This window comes from Mesorhizobium sp. M1006 (assembly GCF_040318825.1).
Classification (GTDB): Bacteria; Pseudomonadota; Alphaproteobacteria; order Rhizobiales; family Rhizobiaceae; genus Mesorhizobium.
In genome coordinates this window covers 106,746-125,884 of the sequence record NZ_JAMYMZ010000013.1, presented here as the reverse complement: position 1 = coordinate 125,884, position 19,139 = coordinate 106,746, and the positions used below count along the sequence as shown (strand labels likewise).

The 19,139-nt window shown below is 61.9% G+C and carries 18 protein-coding genes; 15 read left to right on the top strand and 3 right to left on the bottom strand.

Annotated elements, in window-relative coordinates:
• Window positions 1–54: 54 nt before the first annotated feature.
• The 6 genes from lgt (at window position 55) to NKH60_RS15330 (ending at window position 5,949) form a co-directional block, all read left to right on the top strand.
• Window positions 55–906, top strand: a complete 852-nt coding sequence (gene lgt, locus NKH60_RS15355) for a prolipoprotein diacylglyceryl transferase (protein WP_352833453.1) — start codon at window positions 55–57, stop codon at window positions 904–906.
• Window positions 903–1,991 carry a class I SAM-dependent methyltransferase gene (locus tag NKH60_RS15350; RefSeq protein WP_352833451.1) on the top strand — a complete coding sequence of 363 codons (1,089 nt, stop codon included), beginning with the start codon at window positions 903–905 and terminating at the stop codon, window positions 1,989–1,991. The genes lgt and NKH60_RS15350 overlap by 4 nt, the downstream gene beginning before the upstream one ends.
• A gap of 154 nt (window positions 1,992–2,145) precedes the next feature.
• Entirely contained in the window at window positions 2,146–2,934 is a 789-nt protein-coding gene (gene pgeF / locus NKH60_RS15345; protein WP_352833448.1) for a peptidoglycan editing factor PgeF, read from the top strand.
• Window positions 2,934–4,085, top strand: coding sequence for a M24 family metallopeptidase (locus NKH60_RS15340; RefSeq protein WP_023678425.1), 1,152 nt, complete (start codon window positions 2,934–2,936; stop codon window positions 4,083–4,085). Before pgeF ends, NKH60_RS15340 begins: the two co-directional genes overlap by 1 nt.
• Window positions 4,086–4,139: 54 nt before the next feature.
• Window positions 4,140–4,760 carry a hypothetical protein gene (locus NKH60_RS15335; RefSeq protein ID WP_023678426.1) on the top strand — a complete coding sequence of 207 codons (621 nt, stop codon included), beginning with the start codon at window positions 4,140–4,142 and terminating at the stop codon, window positions 4,758–4,760.
• A 253-nt stretch (window positions 4,761–5,013) separates the two neighbouring features.
• A complete protein-coding gene (locus NKH60_RS15330; protein ID WP_254819191.1) occupies window positions 5,014–5,949 on the top strand; it encodes a ribose-phosphate pyrophosphokinase in 936 nt (311 codons plus the stop codon).
• A 99-nt stretch (window positions 5,950–6,048) separates the two neighbouring features.
• Here the strand turns inward: NKH60_RS15330 and NKH60_RS15325 are convergent, their stop codons facing one another.
• Window positions 6,049–6,930: an AraC family transcriptional regulator gene (locus tag NKH60_RS15325; RefSeq protein WP_352770932.1), complete on the bottom strand. Its 882-nt coding sequence runs from the start codon at window positions 6,928–6,930 to the stop codon at window positions 6,049–6,051.
• Between the two features lie 128 nt (window positions 6,931–7,058).
• Here NKH60_RS15325 and NKH60_RS15320 point away from each other — a divergent pair, with 128 nt between their 5' ends.
• Entirely contained in the window at window positions 7,059–8,309 is a 1,251-nt protein-coding gene (locus NKH60_RS15320; protein ID WP_352833442.1) for an MFS transporter, read from the top strand.
• Between the two features lie 142 nt (window positions 8,310–8,451).
• Here the strand turns inward: NKH60_RS15320 and NKH60_RS15315 are convergent, their stop codons facing one another.
• Together NKH60_RS15315 and NKH60_RS15310 are read right to left on the bottom strand one after the other, a co-directional pair.
• On the bottom strand, window positions 8,452–9,642 hold the full coding sequence (locus tag NKH60_RS15315; protein WP_352772583.1) for a glycerate kinase family protein: 1,191 nt from the start codon (window positions 9,640–9,642) through the stop codon (window positions 8,452–8,454).
• Between the two features lies 1 nt (window position 9,643).
• A complete protein-coding gene (locus NKH60_RS15310; protein WP_352833439.1) occupies window positions 9,644–11,014 on the bottom strand; it encodes an SLC13 family permease in 1,371 nt (456 codons plus the stop codon).
• Between the two features lie 262 nt (window positions 11,015–11,276).
• Here NKH60_RS15310 and NKH60_RS15305 point away from each other — a divergent pair, with 262 nt between their 5' ends.
• The 8 genes from NKH60_RS15305 to corA all read left to right on the top strand — a co-directional run bounded on the left by NKH60_RS15305 (window position 11,277) and on the right by corA (window position 19,024).
• The gene (locus NKH60_RS15305; protein ID WP_352833436.1) at window positions 11,277–12,881 is read left to right on the top strand and encodes a sensor histidine kinase; all 1,605 of its coding nucleotides are present in this window, start codon (window positions 11,277–11,279) and stop codon (window positions 12,879–12,881) included.
• A complete protein-coding gene (locus NKH60_RS15300) occupies window positions 12,859–13,539 on the top strand; it encodes a response regulator transcription factor (protein ID WP_352450507.1) in 681 nt (226 codons plus the stop codon). The genes NKH60_RS15305 and NKH60_RS15300 overlap by 23 nt, the downstream gene beginning before the upstream one ends.
• A gap of 421 nt (window positions 13,540–13,960) precedes the next feature.
• A complete protein-coding gene (locus NKH60_RS15295) occupies window positions 13,961–14,467 on the top strand; it encodes a DUF2938 family protein (RefSeq protein ID WP_352833433.1) in 507 nt (168 codons plus the stop codon).
• A gap of 223 nt (window positions 14,468–14,690) precedes the next feature.
• The gene (locus NKH60_RS15290; protein ID WP_352469743.1) at window positions 14,691–15,335 is read left to right on the top strand and encodes a 50S ribosomal protein L25/general stress protein Ctc; all 645 of its coding nucleotides are present in this window, start codon (window positions 14,691–14,693) and stop codon (window positions 15,333–15,335) included.
• A gap of 23 nt (window positions 15,336–15,358) precedes the next feature.
• Window positions 15,359–16,084, top strand: a complete 726-nt coding sequence (gene pth / locus NKH60_RS15285) for an aminoacyl-tRNA hydrolase (protein WP_352833430.1) — start codon at window positions 15,359–15,361, stop codon at window positions 16,082–16,084.
• A gap of 3 nt (window positions 16,085–16,087) precedes the next feature.
• The gene (locus tag NKH60_RS15280; RefSeq protein ID WP_352770921.1) at window positions 16,088–16,651 is read left to right on the top strand and encodes a hypothetical protein; all 564 of its coding nucleotides are present in this window, start codon (window positions 16,088–16,090) and stop codon (window positions 16,649–16,651) included.
• Window positions 16,652–16,728: 77 nt separating this feature from the next.
• Window positions 16,729–17,832: a redox-regulated ATPase YchF gene (gene ychF, locus NKH60_RS15275; protein WP_352469740.1), complete on the top strand. Its 1,104-nt coding sequence runs from the start codon at window positions 16,729–16,731 to the stop codon at window positions 17,830–17,832.
• 217 nt (window positions 17,833–18,049) lie between these two features.
• Entirely contained in the window at window positions 18,050–19,024 is a 975-nt protein-coding gene (gene corA / locus NKH60_RS15270) for a magnesium/cobalt transporter CorA (protein ID WP_352833425.1), read from the top strand.
• The last annotated feature ends 115 nt before the right edge of the window (window positions 19,025–19,139 follow it).

The following is a 19,139-nucleotide window of genomic DNA, read 5'->3' as shown; positions in this document are numbered from 1 at the left end:
AAAAGCCTGCCGCATGGTCCGCGCCCGAACCTGATTGGGAACCCGGAGACCCTGTTGAGCGAATATTTGCTGCCGCTGGCCGCCCTGCCCTTTCCCAACATCGACCCGGTCATCGTCCGGATCGGACCGCTGGCGGTGCATTGGTACGGCGTCGGCTACATCGTCGGCATTCTGTTCGCCTGGTGGTATGCCAAGCGCCTCGTCACCAACCCAAAACTGTGGCCCGACGGCACCCTGCCGATGAAGCCCGTCGACCTCGACGACTTCATCGTCTGGGCAGCCATCGGTGTGGTGCTCGGCGGACGCACCGGCTACGTGCTGTTCTACGACCTGCCGCGCTACATCGCCAATCCGCTCGATATCGTCGCCGTCTGGCAGGGCGGCATGTCGTTTCATGGCGGCCTGATCGGCGTCATTCTCGCAATGACGCTGTTTTCCCGGTCTCGCGGCATCCGCACATGGTCGCTGTTCGACGTGGCTGCCGCCGGCGTGCCGGTGGGGCTTGGCCTCGTTCGCCTGGCAAACTTCATCAATTCCGAACTATGGGGCCGGCCGACCGACGTTCCATGGGCATTCGAATTCCCCAATGGCGGCCCATTTGCACGCCATCCGAGCCAGATCTACGAGGCGCTCCTCGAAGGGCTGGTGTTGTTCCTTGTCCTGCGCTTCCTCACCCATTCGCGGCTCAAGCTGAAGGCGCCGCGCTTCGTCGGCGGCGCCTTCATCGCCGGCTATGGCGCCTCGCGCATCTTCGTCGAATTCTTTCGCGAGCCCGACCAGCAGCTTGGCTACCTCCTTGGCACGAGCTGGCTGACCATGGGAATGGTGCTGTCACTGCCGATGGTGCTGGCCGGCATCTGGGCGATGGCTACAGCCAAGCCGGTGACAAAACCGCAGCCGGCATGACGCGGCTGAAGACCCGCATCGCCGAGCTGATCGGTGCGGTGGGACCGATCCCCATCAGCGAATACATGGCGCTCTGCCTGTTCGATCCGCTGGGAGGCTACTATACGACACGCGAGCCGTTCGGCGCCGCCGGCGACTTCGTCACCGCGCCGGAGATCAGCCAGATGTTTGGCGAGCTGGTCGCCATCTGGCTCTACCAGGCGTGGCTGGCGATCGACCGGCCGACGCCGGTCGCCATCGCCGAAATAGGCCCCGGCCGCGGCACGCTGATGAGAGATATGCTGCGCACGCTTTCGCGGCTCGATCCGACGCTTACCGCCAGCGCATCGTTCGCCTTGATCGAGACCAGTCCGCGGTTGACCGAGGTCCAGAAACGAACGCTTGCCGGGACGTCGGCCACCGTCGCCTGGCATGAGGCCGTGGACACACTACCGCAGGCGCCGCTTCTGATTGTTGGTAATGAGCTGTTTGACGCGGTGCCCATCCGCCAGTTCGTCCGCGCCGGAGCCGGCTGGCGCGAGCGGATGATCGGTCTCGACGATGCGAACCGGCTGCGCTTTTTCGTCGGCGCCGGCTCGCTCGACCCGATGCTGCTGCCGGAGGATGCCGAGAATGCGCCGGAAGGTGCGATCGTCGAGGTGGCGCCAGCCCGCGCCGCCCTGATGGCGGCCATCGCCGGGCGACTTGCCGGATTTGGCGGCGCCGGCCTGTTTCTCGACTACGGTCACCTCCAGCCCGGGATCGGCGACACCTTGCAGGCCTTGCGCAAGCACCGTCATGAGGACGTGCTGGCCAATCCGGGGCGGGCCGATCTCACAGCCCATGTCGATTTCGCTGCCCTCGCGGCAACCGTTCGGGCACACAGCCTCGATGCCCACCTCTCAACGCAAGGTGAATTCCTGCTCAAGATGGGGCTTCTCGAACGAGCTGGCCGGCTCGGCGCCAATGCCGATGAGGCAGCTCGCGAAAAGATCGCGGCCGACGTCGAGCGCCTCGCCGGCCCGCTGGCCATGGGCGAACTCTTCAAGGTGCTTGCCGTCCTCCCCGCCGGCATTGCCGTTCCGCCGTTTCCAAGCACGGATTGACTTTTCGCTGCCGCCTCTCCCACTCTCCCGTCTCCGACTAGCGCCCGACATCAACTGCGCCAGCCTTCAACTGACCAGCCTTCAACTGACCAGTCTTCAACTGCGCCCCTTCAACTCGCTTGACGAAATCGCCCATACGGACAACAAAGCCGCCATGCTGAATCAGACCAAACCGGATCCCGTTCGGTCGCCCTTGCTGGAAACGGCGCAAGGCATCCGCCACGGCTACTTCACGCGCGTCGGCGGCATTTCCAGCGGCATCTACCGGGGCCTCAACATCGGCACCGGCTCGAACGACGACCAGACGCTGGTGCGCGAGAATCGCCGCCGGGTCGCCGAATGGATGGGCGTGCCAGCAAACCATCTGCTGACCGCTCACCAAGTTCATTCGCCGGACGTCGTCATTGCCAGGGAGCCTTTTGCCGGCGAGCGGCCCAAGGCCGACGCCATTGTCACCGACCGGCCGGGCATTGCCGTCGGTGCCTCGACCGCCGACTGCGGACCGGTCCTCTTCGCCGACGCCGAGGCGCGCATTATCGGCGCCGCCCATGCCGGCTGGAAAGGCGCTTTCACCGGAGTGCTGGAAAACACCATCGCGGCAATGGAAAGCCTCGGCGCCCGGCGCGACCGCATCGTCGCAGTGCTCGGTCCTTCGATCGGCCCACGGAATTACGAAGTCGGACCGGAATTCGTCGCCCGTTTCGTCGACGCCGATGCCGGCAGTGCCCGCTATTTCGCGCCCTCCGCAAATGCCGGACACGCGATGTTCGATCTCAACCGCTACACGGTCGACCGGCTGACCAAGGCTGGCGTCAATGCCGAAGGACTTGGCCGCTGCACCTATGCCGAGGAAGAGCTTTTCTACTCCTATCGGCGCAGCACGCATCGCAACGAGCCCGACTACGGGCGGCAGGTTTCGGCAATCGTTTTGGAGGCTGACTGATGGCGCTGCATTTCGAACGCTCGGAATTCGACGCGCGGCGCGATCGACTGATGATCGAGATCGCCGAAAAGAAGCTCGACGCCGTCCTGCTGTTTGCCCAGGAAAGCATGTATTGGCTAACCGGCTACGACACCTTCGGCTTCTGCTTTTTCCAGTGCCTGGTGGTCAAGGCCGACGGCTCGATGGTGCTGCTGACGCGTTCGGCCGACTTGCGCCAGGCGCGCCACACCTCGATCATCGACAACATCGTTTTGTGGACGGACCGCAACGGCGCCAATCCGGCGGTAGATCTGCGCAATCTGCTCAACGAGCTTGACCTGCTCGGCGCCCGGATCGGCGTCGAATACGACACCCACGGCCTGACCGCCTATAATGGCCGGCGCCTCGACGAGCAGTTGCAGACCTTCGGGCAGATCGCGGATGCCTCCGGCATTGTCAGCCGGCTACGGCTATTCAAGAGCCCGGCAGAAATCGCCAAGGCGGAAAAAGCCGCAAATCTGGCCGACGACGCGCTGGACGCAGCACTGCCGCTGATCAAGCAGGGTGGCGATGAGGCGCTGATCCTCGCCGCCATGCAAGGTGCGATCTTTGCCGGCGGCGGCGATTATCCGGCCAACGAGTTCATCATCGGCTCCGGAGTCGACGCCCTGCTTTGCCGCTACAAGGCCGGTCGCCGCAAGCTCACCAAGAACGACCAGCTGACGCTCGAATGGGCCGGTGTCTTCCATCACTACCATGCGGCAATGATGCGCACGGTGTTGACCGGCAAGGTATCGAAACGCCACCAGGAATTGTTCGATGCCGCCCGCGCCGCGCTACTTGCAGTCGAGAAGGCGATGACGCCCGGTAATACGTTCGGCGACGTGTTCGACGCCCATGCCCGCACCCTCGAAGCCCACAACTTGACCAAGCACCGGCTCAATGCCTGCGGCTATTCGCTCGGCGCCCGCTTCACCCCGTCCTGGATGGATATGCCGATGTTCTATCAGGGTAATCCCGAACCGATTGCGCCGAACATGACGCTGTTCGCCCATATGATCATCATGGACTCCGAAACCGAAACCGCGATGACGCTTGGCCGCACCTATCTGACCACCGAATCCCAGCCGAAGCCGCTGTCCCGCCATGATCTCGACTTGATCGTGCAGTGAATCCATAATGGAGAGAGTGTGAGGGGCGTTCGTCGCCAAGGAGTTTTCAGGCTAATGAGACGATCGCATGTGACGACCGTGTCATTGCTCGTGGCGCTGGCACTGGCGGCCTGCACCAATGCGAAGGACGTTCTCGAACCCTCGGCCATTGCCCCGCAATCGACGCAATCCCTCTCCGGAGCCGGAGGTGCCGCGACGCCCCCCGCAACTCCGGCTCAGCCTGCCGGCACCGCGCAAACTGCAGATACGGCGCAGCCTTCCGCTGCAGCAGCCGTGCCGCCCGCCAAAAGCGCGGCTGCCATTGCGCGGACCCGGCTGCAGGTGGCGCCGATCGTCGGCGCCTCGGTAGAAGCCGCGACACCGCTGACCGCCGAGCTTCAGACACGCGCCAGGCAGCGCGGCATCACCTTGGCCGGCAGCACCGACCAGACCCCAACACATGTGCTCAAGGGCTATTTCTCGACCATGACGGAAGGCAAGGACACTACCGTCATCTATGTCTGGGACATCTATGACCCGGCCGGCAACCGGCTGCATCGCATCAACGGCCAGCAGAAGGCGCCCTCTGTTGGCGGCGGCGAAGGCTGGACGGCGGTCGCCCCGGCGACCATGCAGGCAATTGCCGACCAGACAATCGACCAGTTCGCCACCTGGCTTGGCGGCGGCGCCGGCTGACCTGGAGTATGATTTCCGAAAAGTGAATCCGGTTTTCGGAAAAGACCATCCTCAGACTGAAAGATAGAGCTATCCCCGATTCCGTCGGCATCGAAGTGGACCTATCGCGGCATCGTCAAGCCGTAAGCGTTTATTGAGATTAGCCGGCGGATTCCCATTCACGACGCTTGCAATACCGGCGCGGGCCGCTAAAAGCCCGACTAAGAGGCTGGAGTGCTATCGGAGTCTCTCAATCCTTCGCCAGGAACGGTGCATGAAGCTCTTCGCGGGCAATTCCAACAGGGTGCTGGCCGAATCAGTCGCCCGCTACCTCAACATTCCGCTGGGCAAGGCCAGCGTCAGGCGCTTCGCCGACCAGGAAATCTTCGTCGAGATCCAGGAGAATGTGCGCGGCGAGGACGTCTTCATCCTGCAGTCCACCTCGTTCCCGACCAACGATCATCTGATGGAACTGCTCATCATGATCGACGCCTTCATGCGCTCTTCGGCCAAGCGCATCACTGCGGTTATTCCTTATTTCGGCTATGCCAGGCAGGATCGCCGTGCCTCGGGCCGCACACCGATCTCGGCCAAACTGGTCGCCAACATGATCACGAGGGCGGGCGTCGACCGGGTGCTGACCCTGGATCTCCATGCCGGCCAGATTCAAGGCTTCTTCGACATCCCGACCGACAATCTGTTTTCCGTGCCGGTCATGGCCCGCGACGTAAAGGCGAAATACAAGCAGCTTGCCAATGTCATGGTGGTGTCGCCGGATGTCGGCGGCGTGGTCCGCGCCCGCGCGCTCGCCAAGCGCATCGACGCCCAGCTTGCCATCGTCGACAAGCGCCGCGAGCGCCCCGGCGAATCGGAAGTCATGAACGTCATCGGTGACGTGCGCGGCAAGGATTGCCTGTTGATCGACGACATCATCGATTCGGGCGGCACGCTGTGCAATGCGGCCGATGCGCTGCTTGCCGATGGCGCCACCAGTGTGACCGCCTATACTACCCATGGCGTTTTGTCCGGCGGCGCCATCGCCCGCATCGGCGCCTCGAAACTGCAGGAACTGGTCATCACCGATTCCATCCAGCCGACCCAGGCAGTGCTGGACGCCGCCAATATCCGCGTCATCTCCATCGCCGAACTGATGGGCGAGGCGATCTCGCGCACGGCGACCGAGGAATCGGTGTCGAGCCTGTTCGATTAATGCGTGTCGCGCAAAACTGTGCAGCGGTTTTGCGATAACGACATGCATACAACAAGAACCCAAAGCGCGTCGCATGAGGCCGGTCGAACGCGACGCCCTTCAGGGCTGCGCCTCAGGCCGAGCCGGACCACTTGTTCGTCGCACACCTTCGCCAGCATCACGGGCGCCCCGCATGTAACCGCGTGGCGAGGCTCCCAGCATGCGCTTGAACATGGTGATGAACGCCGGCACGCTGTCATAGCCGAGATCGAGCGCCACCCTCGTGATCGGCTCGCCGTCGGCCAGCCGTGGCAGCGCCGCGAACAGACAGGCCTGCTGACGCCAGGTCGACAGCGACAATCCGGTCTGGCGGTGGAACGCGCGGGTGAAAGAGCGGCGGCTCATGCCGACGATAGCGGCCCACTCGTCGATCGTCGCATGCGGTGACGGTGCCGAGACGAAGCGCCGGCACAGCGTCGCCAACCTTGCATCGGACGGGAACGGAAGGCCGAGCGGCCGTTCCGGCAGGTTCGGGATTTCGTGCAGCAGGAGCTTCATGATCAGTCCGCCCCGCCCCTTCAGCTCGGCGCCTTGCGGCAGCTTTTCCGATTCCACGATCAGGCTGTGCATCAGGTCGGTGATGCCGACGACACGCAACCCGTCCGGCAGGCCGGGAATGGCCTCCGGCATCACATAGACGGACCGCATGCTGACGTCGCCCAGCATCTCGACGGAATGTTCGGTGCCGGCGGGGATCCACATCGCGTGGTCCGGAGGCACCATCCAGCGCCCATGCCGCGTCGTCACCAGCACGACACCGACCAGCGCGTGCAGCAACTGGCTGCGGCTATGATGGTGCCGTGGCACATGGTAGCCGTCCGGATATTCGGTCGGCAGCGCCACTGCCGGCCCGACGGCCTCTTCCAGCCATTGCCAGCGACGCTCATGCAACAGCCCGAGATCGGTGTCGCCCGCTCTGAACATTTCCCTGCCATGCGGCATCAGCTATGGCCCACTTGCGAAACTATTGGACCAAACCACGAAAGAAGTCGCGTGACAAGCAACGTATAAGGCTGCGCCCTATAAGACCGCCTGCGGGAGCGCCCGCCAAAAAGACCACGGAGCCTGCCTTGACCGATACCACAGCAACCGCCGACGCCAAGCCGGCAGCGGCCAGCCACATTTCAGCTCAGGCGACGGCCTTCACCGTCATCCTGGCGGTGAGCTTCTGCCATTGCATCAACGACATCATGCAGTCGCTGCTGTCGGCGATCTATCCGCTGCTGAAGGACAATTATGGTCTCGATTTCTGGCAGATCGGCCTTTTGACTTTTACCTTCCAGGTGACGGCATCCTTGCTGCAGCCGGTGATCGGCATGATTATCGACAAGCGGCCGATGCCTTATTCGCTGCCCTACGGCATGGCTTCTTCGCTGATCGGGCTGGTCGTGCTGGCCTATGCCGGACATTACTCGCTGCTCCTCATCGGCGCCTCGCTGATCGGCATCGGCTCGGCGATCTTCCACCCGGAATCCTCGCGCATCGCCCGCTTCGCCTCCGGTGGCCGGTTCGGTCTTGCGCAGTCGCTGTTCCAGGTCGGCGGCAATTTCGGCCAGGCGATGGGGCCGCTGCTGGCAGCATTCATCGTCGTGCCCTTCGGCCAGACCAGCATCGCCTGGTTTGCCGGCGGCTCGCTGATCGGCATCATCGTGCTGTGGCAGGTTGGCGGCTGGTACAGCCGCCTGCGCGCCGCACAGGGCACCCGCAAAGCGGCAGGCTTCGTTTCGCCTTTCCCGCGCCGCAAGGTCCTGGGCGCGCTGGCGGTGCTGACCTTGCTGGTATTGACCAAGAACGCCTACATCGCCAGCCTGTCCAGCTACTACACCTTCTATGCCATCCATAAATTCGGCGTTTCGGTGCAGATGTCGCAGGTCATGCTGTTCCTGTTCCTCGGCGCCTCGGCCCTGGGCATCCTGCTCGGCGGCCCGTTCGGCGACCGCTACGGACAGAAGGCGATGATCTGGTTCTCGATCGTCGGCGTGCTGCCCTTCACCCTGGCCCTGCCCTACGCCAATTTCGAGTGGACAATGGTTCTCACCGTGCTGATCGGCCTGATCCTGTCCTCGGCCTTCTCGAACATCGTCGTATTCGCGCAGGAACTGGTGCCCGGCCGGGTCGGCATGATCGCCGGCATCTTTTTCGGCTTCGCCTTCGGCATGGGCGGCATCGCGGCCGCCGTGCTTGGCGTCGTCGCCGACATGAAGGGCATCGATTTCGTCTTCCAGGTCTGCTCGTATTTGCCGCTGCTCGGGCTGCTGACGGTTTTTCTTCCCAACATGAAGGAGGCGAGGAAGCTCAAGGCGGGGACCACGATCGGGTGAAGTTTGGGTTGGACTTCGGCTTCCCCGCCCACCGGGCAGCGCGAAATTCGGTTCTCGACATAGACTTCGAGCCGGTCAGGGCCGCCGCTTAGCGACATCGCGGCCATTGGCTGACACGCTCCGTCATCTGAAACACGCTCCGTCATCTGAGCTTGAAAGCACGCGTCGCCCGCATCAGCCGGAATGCCTGCTCGGCAGCGTTCGCCAGCAGCGTGTCGGCGTCACGGATCGCGTCTTCGAGGGAACACGGTCGGCACAGAATGCTGAAGAAGGCATCGATGCCGATGTCGTGGGTCGCCTCTGCACCTGCTCCGATCGTTCCTGCCAAGGCGATGACGGGCAGATTGTGACGTTTCGCGCGCCGGGCAATCTCGGCTGGTATCTTTCCAAAGCTCGTCTGACCATCCAGGCCACCCTCGGCTGTCATGACGATGTCGGCGTTTGACAGCCGATGATCGAGATCCATATACCGCAGGATCAGGTCGAAGCGCGGATGCAGCCGGGCTCCAACAAAGGCGTGAAGTCCGGCGCCGAGTCCCCCGGAAGCTCCTCCGCCGACAAGCGGCGTCACGTCGACGCCGAGGTCGCGGCGAACGACGTGAGCGACATTTTCCATGCCCTGCTCGAGCAAAACCACCTGATCAGGTGTTGCACCCTTTTGCGGGCCGAACACCCGAGCGACGCCTCTCTCGCCGAGCAGCATGTTGTAGGGATTTACCGCGACGTCGACACGAACATTCGAAAGGCGATGATCACGACTGGAAAGATCGACACGAGCTAGCGATGAGAGGGCCGAGCCGCTCCCCGAAATGGGACGGCCGCCGCCATCGAGCAGACGCACGCCTAATGCTTGGGCCATGCCGGTTCCTGCATCGTTGACACCCGAGTCACCGCAGCCGATCAGAATTCTTTCCGCGCCAAGATCGAGCGCAAAACGAATCAACTCACCAACCCCATAACTTGTAGTGCGGGTCGGGTCACGCATGTCCGTGGGGACGAGCCGGAGCCCGGCAGCCGCCGCGATTTCCAGAACTGCTGTCCGTTTCTTTCTTCGCCCGAGAAAACCGACATTGGCCGCCACGGGTTGTCCCACCGGTCCCGTCACTGTGACGGAATGCAGCTCGCCATCAGACAATTCAACAAGGGTCCGCGTAAAATCCTCGCCGCCATCCACCATTGGAAGGCCCAGGATCTTTGCTGTCGGAACGGCATTGCGAACGCCGCGCGCCAATGCAGCGATGACATCACGAACGCCGAGGCTCTCCTTAAAGCCGGAGGGTGCGACCAATACTCGAAGCCGTCTTCGTTTCGTCAATCCTTTCTTTTTCGACATTCTACGGCTCTCCAACAAGTTGCAGATGGAGCGTGTTGAGCAGGGCTCCGGTGGCTGGCCACACGGCGACCGCGAACACGACGATGAGGATGAACTGCATCGGCAGCAGGATTGAGCTGAGCAAGGCGAGGTCTTTCGGGCCGTAGCCTTCCTCGTCGACCCCCGCGAAAAGCGCCACCGGTTTCGCGCAGATCGCGAGGGTTTGGCAAAAGCCGGTCGCCGAGACGAGGACAAACATTGCCAGGAGAGGGTCGAGCCGCGCTGTCGATGCGAGCATCAGCGCCGGGGGCAGCAGCACCGAGACACGCGCCGTGCGACTGTGGATCACGAGATGACTGAAAAGCCCAAGCAAGGCTAATAAGGAGATAAGCGCCAACGGGCCCAAGCCGGCGCCGCGCAGCGGATCGACAGTCGTCTCGATCAACCACCGATTGAGGCCTGATGCCGTCAGGCCGTCTGCCAAGCAGATCGTCGCCGCCAGAAACAAGAGCAGCTTCCACTCCGCACCCTTGATTGCATCGCCAAACGCCACGGAGCCTACTCTAGGAAGTGTGGCCAAGAGAGCGCCGCCAAGAGCGACAACGGTGGCATCAAGTCCGTGGACAGGTTCGGTCAGCCACGCGATGACAACCCCGCCGGCGATCCAGAGTATCGGCTGCCGTGCCAATCCGGCACCGCCACTAGTCACCGTCGTTGGCTGCAAAAGGGTCATCCGCCGTTCGACCGGCGACAGGAAAAGCCGGAGCAGGCATTCGACCGAAAGGAAGGTGCTTACGGCCGCAAACGGCAGGCCGAAAGCGATCCATTCCAGATAGCTTACTTTCACACCCGAGAGGCGGCCGACCATTTCGATCGCCAGCAGATGGGCACCGGCGCCGACGGGCGATGCAATGGCCGAGAGCAGGATAACAGTGGGGAACAGCAGCGCGAAGGCCCTTCGCAACCGGGCGCTTCCACAGCGTCCCGCGATCGCCTGAAAGGCGGGGATCATCAAAGCTGCGCGACCTGAGGTCGACGGAATGACGAAGGCTGTGGCGATCATGACGGCCGTCAAGGAATAGGCGATTGCGCGAACCGATCGCATGCGCCCCGTCACGAGGCCGAGAACGCGATCTGCGACCCCACTCGCCTTGAAGGTGGCCGCCAACATGAAGGAGGCAAGCAATAGCCAGATCAACTCATCGCCGAGCGCATGAAACAGCGCGCCTGGATCACGGTTGACCAGCAGCGCCATTGCCAGCCCGGCGGCGATCGCAACGAAGGTGTCGTCGAACGGCGTCAGGGTCCACCCGATGATCGCGACAAGCAGGATCTCGAGCGCTCGCCGGGCGTCGGACGGGAGCGCGGAGAGGCCGAATTCAATGATGGCCACACACAGGGATACACAGGTTCCGATCAGTGCGGCTCGCCATATCGGCCAGAGCACCGGCGGTGTCCTTTCCCGAAGGGTGGCGTCACTGTCGGTCCGAAAATCTACTTGTGCCAACCGAAACCTCGTCTAGTTCGCCGCCAACGTGGCGATGAGGGCGTCGCACACCCTCCGCTCGAACTTAGGAGGTTCCGATTAGACGCTTGCGAGGGCTCCGGTTAGAATTTGGTGAGAGGCATTATCCGATCGCCGGCAGGATTACCGCATGACCGTTCGAGGCCGCATCTTCCTATTTCAAATCGTCATTCTCGCCCTTGTCGGACTGATTTCAGGACTGGCATTCGCAACACTCCAGCTGACAGAGGAATTCGTCCGCCGAATCGACAGCGTCCACGGGCGGTTCGAGGCGCTCGCCGAACTCAATGGGCAAGCCAACAATTACACCGAGCAACTCGCTGAAGTCTTGCTGCTTGGGCCCGAGCAAATGCCGGATTTCGAAGCGGCGCGAGAAGCAGTGAAATCCGGATTCTACAAGCTGGAGGGCGCCACTCGCGAGGAACTCGGTGCTCTCGGATATTGGAGCGATAGACGCCAGGAGGAGGCCGAACTCAGATTCGTCGGTCGCGTCAAGGCGCTGTTTGAGGCGATCGATCGGGCCGCCCAGCGACTGTTCAGCCAGCGAACAAAGGGGGATCCAAAGGGCATCGTAGACGCCTTCCGCAACGATGTGGAGCACCGATTAGAGAACGATCTTGAAGAAATGATTGAAGCCGCTTTGCACGATGAGCGCAGGGAGGTTGGAGAGGAACTCGCCGGCGTCCGTGGCGCACAATGGCGGCTGCTGCTGCTGACCGGCGGCTTCGCTGCGTTGCTCATGCTGGGCAGTCTGGGGTTCGGCCTGGTCCTGCGACGATCAATCGCCACACCTGTGCGTGAACTGAACGAAAGCGCCAAAGCCATCGCTGCAGGCAAGCTCGACCATCGCGTTTCCGCGACCGGACGCGACGAGTTCGCTTCCCTCTCGCGAAGTTTCAACAGCATGGCCGAGGCTCTCGAGATCGAACGTGCTGCTCTGATTTCGGTACAGGACCGCTTGGAGGCGGAGGTTCAGTTGCGCACCCGTGAACTGCGGAAAGCCAATGAGCAACTGAGAGCGATCGATAGCCGACGCACACAATTTTTTGCGGAGGCAAGCCACGAACTCCGCACGCCGTTGACGATTCTCCGCGGAGAGGCCGACGTTGCCCTCCGCGGCCAACCGCGTGTTCGATCTTACCGCGAAGCTCTGAGCCGAATCCGCAATTGCGCTGAAGATATGGCTCGCAACCTGGGGGACCTTCTGGCATTCGCCCGCTCCGAAGCTGAAAATTTCAGGTTCTCCTTGCGCAACATCGATACCGGCGAGGTTGTGAAGGCGGCCGTTCAGGAGGCTTCCGTACTCGCAGGTCCCAAGCAGATATCCATTGATCTGTCGCTCAACCCAGACCATTGCCTCATTCGGGGTGACGCCCAGCGCCTAAAGCAAGCGCTGCTGATCGGCTTCGACAACGCCATAAAGTACTCAAAGCCATATCAGACGATAGCAGTCGAGATGGCTGAGCGTCATGGAATGCTTGAGATCGCCATCCGCGACAACGGTTCAGGGATCGATGCCAACGATCTCCCGTTCGTGTTTGACCGATATTATCGCGGGCGTGTCGGCGGGAGGTCCGCAGCCGACGGCCTTGGTGTTGGCCTCGCGATCGCCAAGGAGATTATAGACGGGCACAATGGCACAATCGGCCTTGAAGGAATTGAGCCTTCGGGAACCCTCCTCAGAATCAGACTGCCGCTGGTACATCGCACCCATGATTCGAATCCTGATCGTTGAAGACGACCGGCGTGTCTCCGACTTTCTCCGCCGGGGGTTGGAGGCCGAAGGCTTCCACGTGAGTGTCGCGGAGGACGGTCGCGAGGGACTAGCCATTATTCGTACGGATCCATTCGATCTCGTGATCCTGGACCGTCTGCTTCCCTACCTGGACGGCCTTGAGCTGTGCCGGATCGTGCGATTGGAGCAGTGGCCGGTTCTCATCCTGATGCTGACCGCGAAGGAGACAATTCAGGATCGCGTAGATGGGCTCAAGGGCGGTGCCGACGATTACCTGACGAAACCGTTTGCGTTTGATGAACTGGTGGCCAGGATTGACGCGCTGCGCCGACGCCGTCAGGGTGCAGTGGATCGACAATTGCTTCGAGTGAGCCGCCTCAATCTCGACACGAGCGCTCGTCGTTTTGCGGACGGCGACCGGGAAATCAGCCTTACCCGACGTGAATTCGACCTTCTGCATTTTCTCATGCTCAACGCGGGGAAAGTGGTTAGCCGCGAGCGCATCCTCAACAATGTCTGGTCATACAGCTTCGAACCCGGGACGAAGATCGTGGAGGTATACATTCGCTATCTGCGTGCGAAGCTCGGGCCGGATGCATCGGCCAGCATTCAGACAGTTCGTGGGATCGGCTACATGCTGGTCGAGCGGAAGCCATAGAAGGTAGAGCGAAACTCTTTATCGCACCGTTCTCGCCACTCGCTGGAAACCTCCCCTTTCCGCAACGCCGCTTCCACCGCTTGTTTCCGAATAGGTGTTCATCGGCTCCCTTCCATGCTGCCGGCGCGCGCCGTCCACCCGCCGTGGGCATTGCCCCGCCGCGGTTCCCCTTTCCACCCGCCGCGGTTCCCCTTTCCATTTGTGTTCGGGCTTGGGCGGCGACACCGATTTTGGCGGCCGTTAACCGCTTTCGTAATTCACGGCCTCTACCCCCAGGCCTGCAGCCACCCAGTCGGGGAAGCCGCCTTCGAACCGGCGCGGGGCCCAGCCTCGTGCCCTGAGGATTGCCAAGGCGTCGGGCGAAAGAACGCACTGGACTCCACGACAATAGGCGACAACGGGTGAAACAAGAGATGCCAAAATGTTGGAGTTCGTTGTTCGTGCGGCCGTCGTTGGAATCGGCGCGACAGCCCTGATGGACCTCTGGGGATGGTTTCTGAAGCGAATGTTCGCGATTCCACCGCTTGATTACGCCTGGGTCGGCCGCTGGATCGGGCACTTTCCACATGGACGTTTTGCACATGCGAATATCGCACAAGCTGCCCGCGTTCGCGGCGAAACCGCCATTGGATACCGCCATTGGATGGAGTGCGCATTACGCGACCGGCATCGTATTTGCCGCAGCGCTGATTGGAGTGTGGGGCCTCGACTGGGCACGGCACCCGACAGTGCTTCCGGCCCTGTTGGTCGGCGTCTGCATCATCGTCGCCCGTTCTTCGTGATGCAACCGGCTTTTGGGATCGGCATCGCGGCTTCGAAAGTTCCCAACCCGCGCACTGCGCGCCTGCGCAGCCTTATGGCCCATCTGTCTTTCGGGATTGGGCTGTACGTTGCAGCATCGCTTTCGGCATTGCTACTTCCGGCCTGATGGGCCGCCCGCTTGCACCTCGCGCCGCCTTCCGCTATAGAGCCGCCACCCGCGTAGACACCCTTGGAGGCAACGCGGCGGAAGGCCGCCTTCCCGCATGATCCCGAAAAGTGGATTCCGGTTTTCGGACCAGGTCATGCGTCAGCTATGTCGGCTTTCGACGTTTACGGCCCCGGCACGTTGCCGGCCGCGAACGCTCCAGAACAACGCGAAAGGAAATGCCATGAGCCACGATACTTACGAGCTCAAGGCCGAAGCGCGCGAACAGGTCGGTAAGGGGTCCGCCCGTGCAGTTCGCCGCAACGGTAAAGTGCCTGCAGTGATTTACGGCGACAAGCAGCCTCCCCTGGCGATTGCGCTGACCTACAAGGACATCTACTACAAGATCCATGGCGGCGGGTTTCTGACCACGGTCGCCACGATCGATGTCGACGGCAACAAGATCCAGGTTCTGCCCAAGGATTTTCAGCTCGACCCGGTCAAGGATTTCCCTGTCCATGTCGATTTCCTGCGCATCGGCAAGGATACCGAAGTCAACGTCGATGTGCCCGTGCACTTCATCAATGAAGACAAGTCGCCCGGCATCAAACGCGGCGGCGTGCTCAACATCGTGCGCCACGAGGTCGAGTTCCACTGCCCGGCCAATGCGATCCCGGATTTCATCACCGTCGATCTCACCGGTACCGATATCGGCGATTCGATCCACATTTCGGCCGTCACCTTGCCGGCCGGCGTCAAGCCGGTGATCTCCGACCGCGACTTCACCATCGCGACCATTGCCGGCTCCTCGGCGATGAAGCCGGAGGCTGCGGAAGAGACGACTGAAGCGGCTGCGCCCGAAGCGGCTCCTGCCGCCGAAGAGAAGTAACCCCTTCCCGCCCGGAGGCGACGATGCTTGTCTTTGCAGGCCTCGGCAATCCGGGCGCGAAATACGCCAACAACCGGCACAATGTCGGCTTCATGGCGGCGGACGCGATGGCCCGCCGCCATTCCTTTTCGCCTTGGTCGAAGAAATTCCAGGGTCTGATTGCCGAAGGCACGCTTGCCGGCGAAAAGGTGATCCTGATCAAGCCGCAGACCTTCATGAACCTGTCCGGCCAGGCGGTCGGCGAAGCCTTGCGCTTCTACAAGCTCGGCCCTTCGGCGCTGACTGTCTTTTATGACGAGATCGACCTTGCCGCCGGCAAGGTGCGGGTCAAAGTCGGTGGCGGTTCCGGCGGCCACAACGGCATCCGCTCCCTCGACCAGCACGTCGGCAAGGATTTTCGCCGTGTGCGCATCGGCGTCGGCCATCCCGGCGTCAAGGAAATGGTGCACGGCCATGTGCTTGGCGATTTCGCCAAGGGCGACCGCGAATGGCTGGACGTGCTGCTCGACGCAATCGCCGATGGTGCCGGATTGCTTGCCAAGGGCGACGACAATTCGTTCATGAACCGCGTGACGCTGGCGCTGCGCGACAAGCTCACGCCGACGGACGACGACGATCGCCCGCCGCCCAAGGCGCCAAAGGCGCAAAGCCACGTCCGCCAGGCGCGGCCGCAGCAGCCGGCGGCCAAGCTGCCCGAAACCGGCCCGATGGCGGCCATGCTGAAGAAGCTTTTTGGCGGCAAGGACTGAGCCATGGATCTGGATGACATTCAGGAATTGGTCCGTCTCATCAGACAGAAGTATGTTGATTATTTCGTCACCGCTGCCGGCGAACTTGCTCGCAACAGCCAAGGATCGCATGCGACCGAAATCAAGTTTTCGAACGTCGATTCCTTCTATCGAAATTTCATCGCGGTTGATTTCGTCAGTAATGACGGACAGCCAAATCCGCAATTCATCAACAGCGATTCCTATGTGAAATTCTCTCCGGATATTCACGCCGGGATGGGTGGAATGGATGTCCTCATCTCACCTTTCAGGTGGGATGAGGTTCATTTTAAATTCCCTATAAATGAGCTCGACGGCGATCTCTTCGACGAATGGTTTCGCGGCTGGTTCGATATCGATAGCGAGCGTGAAACATCGGAGACCGTCGGAAACGTCATTCACAGTGCGCAATTGCTCGAGGGGCAACTGACCATCGATTTCGGAACCGCTGAGGTCGACGCGTTCTGGCATCTTCTGCAAATACTGAGCAGGTCCGGCGTTCGTTCGTTGGCGATAGGCACCGATGACATCGCGCAGCGTCTGAATTGAATTGCGCCTTGACGATCATCGGGGCTTTCGCCCATAGCCCTGATTAAATTTCGATTTCCCGATAGGACCAGACAAAAATGGGTTTCAAATGCGGCATCGTTGGCTTGCCCAATGTCGGCAAGTCGACGCTCTTCAATGCGTTGACCAGGACGGCGGCCGCGCAGGCCGCCAATTATCCGTTCTGCACCATCGAACCGAATACCGGCGAGGTGGCGGTGCCCGACCCGCGCCTGCAGAAGATCGCCGCGATCGGCAAGTCGAAGGAGATCATCCCGACCCGCATCTCGTTCGTCGACATTGCCGGCCTGGTGCGTGGCGCCTCCAAAGGCGAAGGGCTTGGCAACCAATTCCTCGCCAACATCCGTGAGGTCGACGCCATCGTCCATGTGCTGCGCTGCTTCGAGGATGACGACGTCACCCATGTCGAGGGCCGCATCGATCCTGTCGCTGATGCCGAGACCGTCGAAACCGAATTGATGCTTGCCGACCTCGACAGCCTTGAGCGCCGCATCGTGCAGATCCGCAAGCGTGCCGCCGGCAAGGACAAGGAAGCAGCGACCGCACTTCCGATGATGGAAGCGGCGCTTGAACTGCTGCAGGCCGGCAAGCCCGCCCGCATCCTGCTCAACGGCATCTCGGCTGAGGATCTACGCATCCTGCAGGGGCTGAATCTCTTGACCTCACACCCGGTGCTTTACGTCTGCAACGTCGCGGAAGCCGATGCCGCCACCGGCAACGCGCATACCAGGGCGGTCGAGAAGATGGCCGCCGCGCAAGGTGCCCGCACCGTTGTGATTTCCGCGGCGATCGAGGCCGAGGTCGCCCAGCTCTCGGACGAAGAGGAAATGGAATTCCTGGCAACGCTCGGTCTGGACGAACCCGGCCTGAACAAGGTCATCCGCGCCGGCTACGAGCTGCTCCAGCTCATCACCTACTTTACCGTTGGCCCCAAGGAGACACGCGCCTGGACCGTGCACAAGGGCGCCAAGGCGCCGCAGGCAGCAGGCGTCATCCACACCGATTTCGAGCGCGGCTTCATCCGCGCCCAGACCATCGCCTATGAGGACTTCGTCAGGCTAGGCGGCGAAGTCGCGGCCAAGGAGGCCGGCAAGGCGCGCGACGAAGGCAAGGAGTATGTCGTCCAGGACGGCGACATCATGCTGTTCAAGTTCAACACCTGACCTGGCGAGGGAGCCCAATGGTCACCATTGCCGTCGCTCGATGACAAACTTCAAAGCAGGGCGTCGCAGTGGCTCTTGCGCTGCTTGACGGGCCATCGTGCGGGGTCTAAGGGGCCTCTGCACCGGCCTCGCGCCTCGCCTGCCCGTGTCCGTGCGATGTGACTGACGCGCCCCCTCCAAACGAACGCTCTTTGGCAACAGCAAGGGAGACCCGGCGATGATCAAGGCCTTCGTCGTCGACAATGATCGCCTGCGCCTGGTCGACGATCTCGTGCAAAACAGCGACACTGTCGTCTGGGTCGACCTCTTCAACCCGACAAAGGAGGAAGAGACGACAATCGAGACCTGGCTCGGCATCGCCGTTCCGACGCGGGAAGAGATGGAGGAGATCGAGATCTCGAGCCGTCTCTACGTCGAGGACGGCGCCTACTTCATGACCGCCATTCTGCCTGCGCAGACCGAGGTGAACGATCCCTTGATGTCGCCGGTCACCTTCGTGCTCGCCGGAAGCAGGCTGATCACCGTGCGTTACCACGAGCCGAAGGCGTTCAAGACCTTTCCGCTGCGCGCCGAGAAGGTGGCGACCGGCTGCACCAGCGGCGACACCATCCTGATCGGACTGCTGGAGGCGATCGTCGACCGCCTCGCCGACATTCTGGAGCGCGCCGGCCGCGACGTCGAGGCGATCTCGCGCGACATCTTCGAGGCACGCTCGACCAAGGTTTCCAAGCGCAACCGCGACTTCCAGGAGCTGTTGAAAGGCATTGGCCGCAAGGAGGACCTCGCCTCCTCGATCCGCGACAGCCTAATCTCGCTGCAGCGCCTTGCCGGCTTTCTCGCCCATGCCTCCACGCAAAGCAGGATGAGCAAGGATATCCGCGCTCGCATCAAGACCTTGTCGCGCGACGTGCTGTCGCTCGCCGACCACGCCACGTTCCTGTCGCAGAAGATCAGCTTCCTGCTCGACGCGACGCTCGGCATGATCTCGATCGAGCAGAACGCCATCATCAAGATCTTCTCCGTCGCCGCTGTCATCTTCCTGCCGCCGACGCTTGTCGCTTCGATCTACGGCATGAATTTCGACATCATCCCTGAGCTCAAATGGCACTTTGGCTATCCCTTCGCCATCGGCATGATGGTGCTTTCGGCAATCCTGCCCTTCTGGTATTTCCGCCGCCGCGGCTGGCTATAGGGTCGTCAATACCGCGCTGCGGCTTGGGCGCAGCGGGCTGGCGCAATAGAAATTGCTTGACCAAATGCCGCCCTGCCTGCATCCGGGACCCGGACCCGTAGCGATCGTACAATCC

Bases quoted from the DNA above. Each gene is read 5' to 3' on its own strand.
- NKH60_RS15350 (WP_352833451.1), top strand. From the start codon at position 903: ATGACGCGGCTGAAGACCCGCATCGCCGAGCTGATCGGTGCGGTGGGA.
- pgeF (WP_352833448.1), top strand. From the start codon at position 2,146: ATGCTGAATCAGACCAAACCGGATCCCGTTCGGTCGCCCTTGCTGGAA.
- NKH60_RS15340 (WP_023678425.1), top strand. From the start codon at position 2,934: ATGGCGCTGCATTTCGAACGCTCGGAATTCGACGCGCGGCGCGATCGA.
- NKH60_RS15335 (WP_023678426.1), top strand. From the start codon at position 4,140: ATGAGACGATCGCATGTGACGACCGTGTCATTGCTCGTGGCGCTGGCA.
- NKH60_RS15330 (WP_254819191.1), top strand. From the start codon at position 5,014: ATGAAGCTCTTCGCGGGCAATTCCAACAGGGTGCTGGCCGAATCAGTC.
- NKH60_RS15325 (WP_352770932.1), bottom strand. From the start codon at position 6,930: ATGCCGCATGGCAGGGAAATGTTCAGAGCGGGCGACACCGATCTCGGG.
- NKH60_RS15315 (WP_352772583.1), bottom strand. From the start codon at position 9,642: ATGTCGAAAAAGAAAGGATTGACGAAACGAAGACGGCTTCGAGTATTG.
- NKH60_RS15305 (WP_352833436.1), top strand. From the start codon at position 11,277: ATGACCGTTCGAGGCCGCATCTTCCTATTTCAAATCGTCATTCTCGCC.
- NKH60_RS15300 (WP_352450507.1), top strand. From the start codon at position 12,859: ATGATTCGAATCCTGATCGTTGAAGACGACCGGCGTGTCTCCGACTTT.
- NKH60_RS15295 (WP_352833433.1), top strand. From the start codon at position 13,961: ATGTTGGAGTTCGTTGTTCGTGCGGCCGTCGTTGGAATCGGCGCGACA.
- NKH60_RS15290 (WP_352469743.1), top strand. From the start codon at position 14,691: ATGAGCCACGATACTTACGAGCTCAAGGCCGAAGCGCGCGAACAGGTC.
- pth (WP_352833430.1), top strand. From the start codon at position 15,359: ATGCTTGTCTTTGCAGGCCTCGGCAATCCGGGCGCGAAATACGCCAAC.
- NKH60_RS15280 (WP_352770921.1), top strand. From the start codon at position 16,088: ATGGATCTGGATGACATTCAGGAATTGGTCCGTCTCATCAGACAGAAG.
- ychF (WP_352469740.1), top strand. From the start codon at position 16,729: ATGGGTTTCAAATGCGGCATCGTTGGCTTGCCCAATGTCGGCAAGTCG.
- corA (WP_352833425.1), top strand. From the start codon at position 18,050: ATGATCAAGGCCTTCGTCGTCGACAATGATCGCCTGCGCCTGGTCGAC.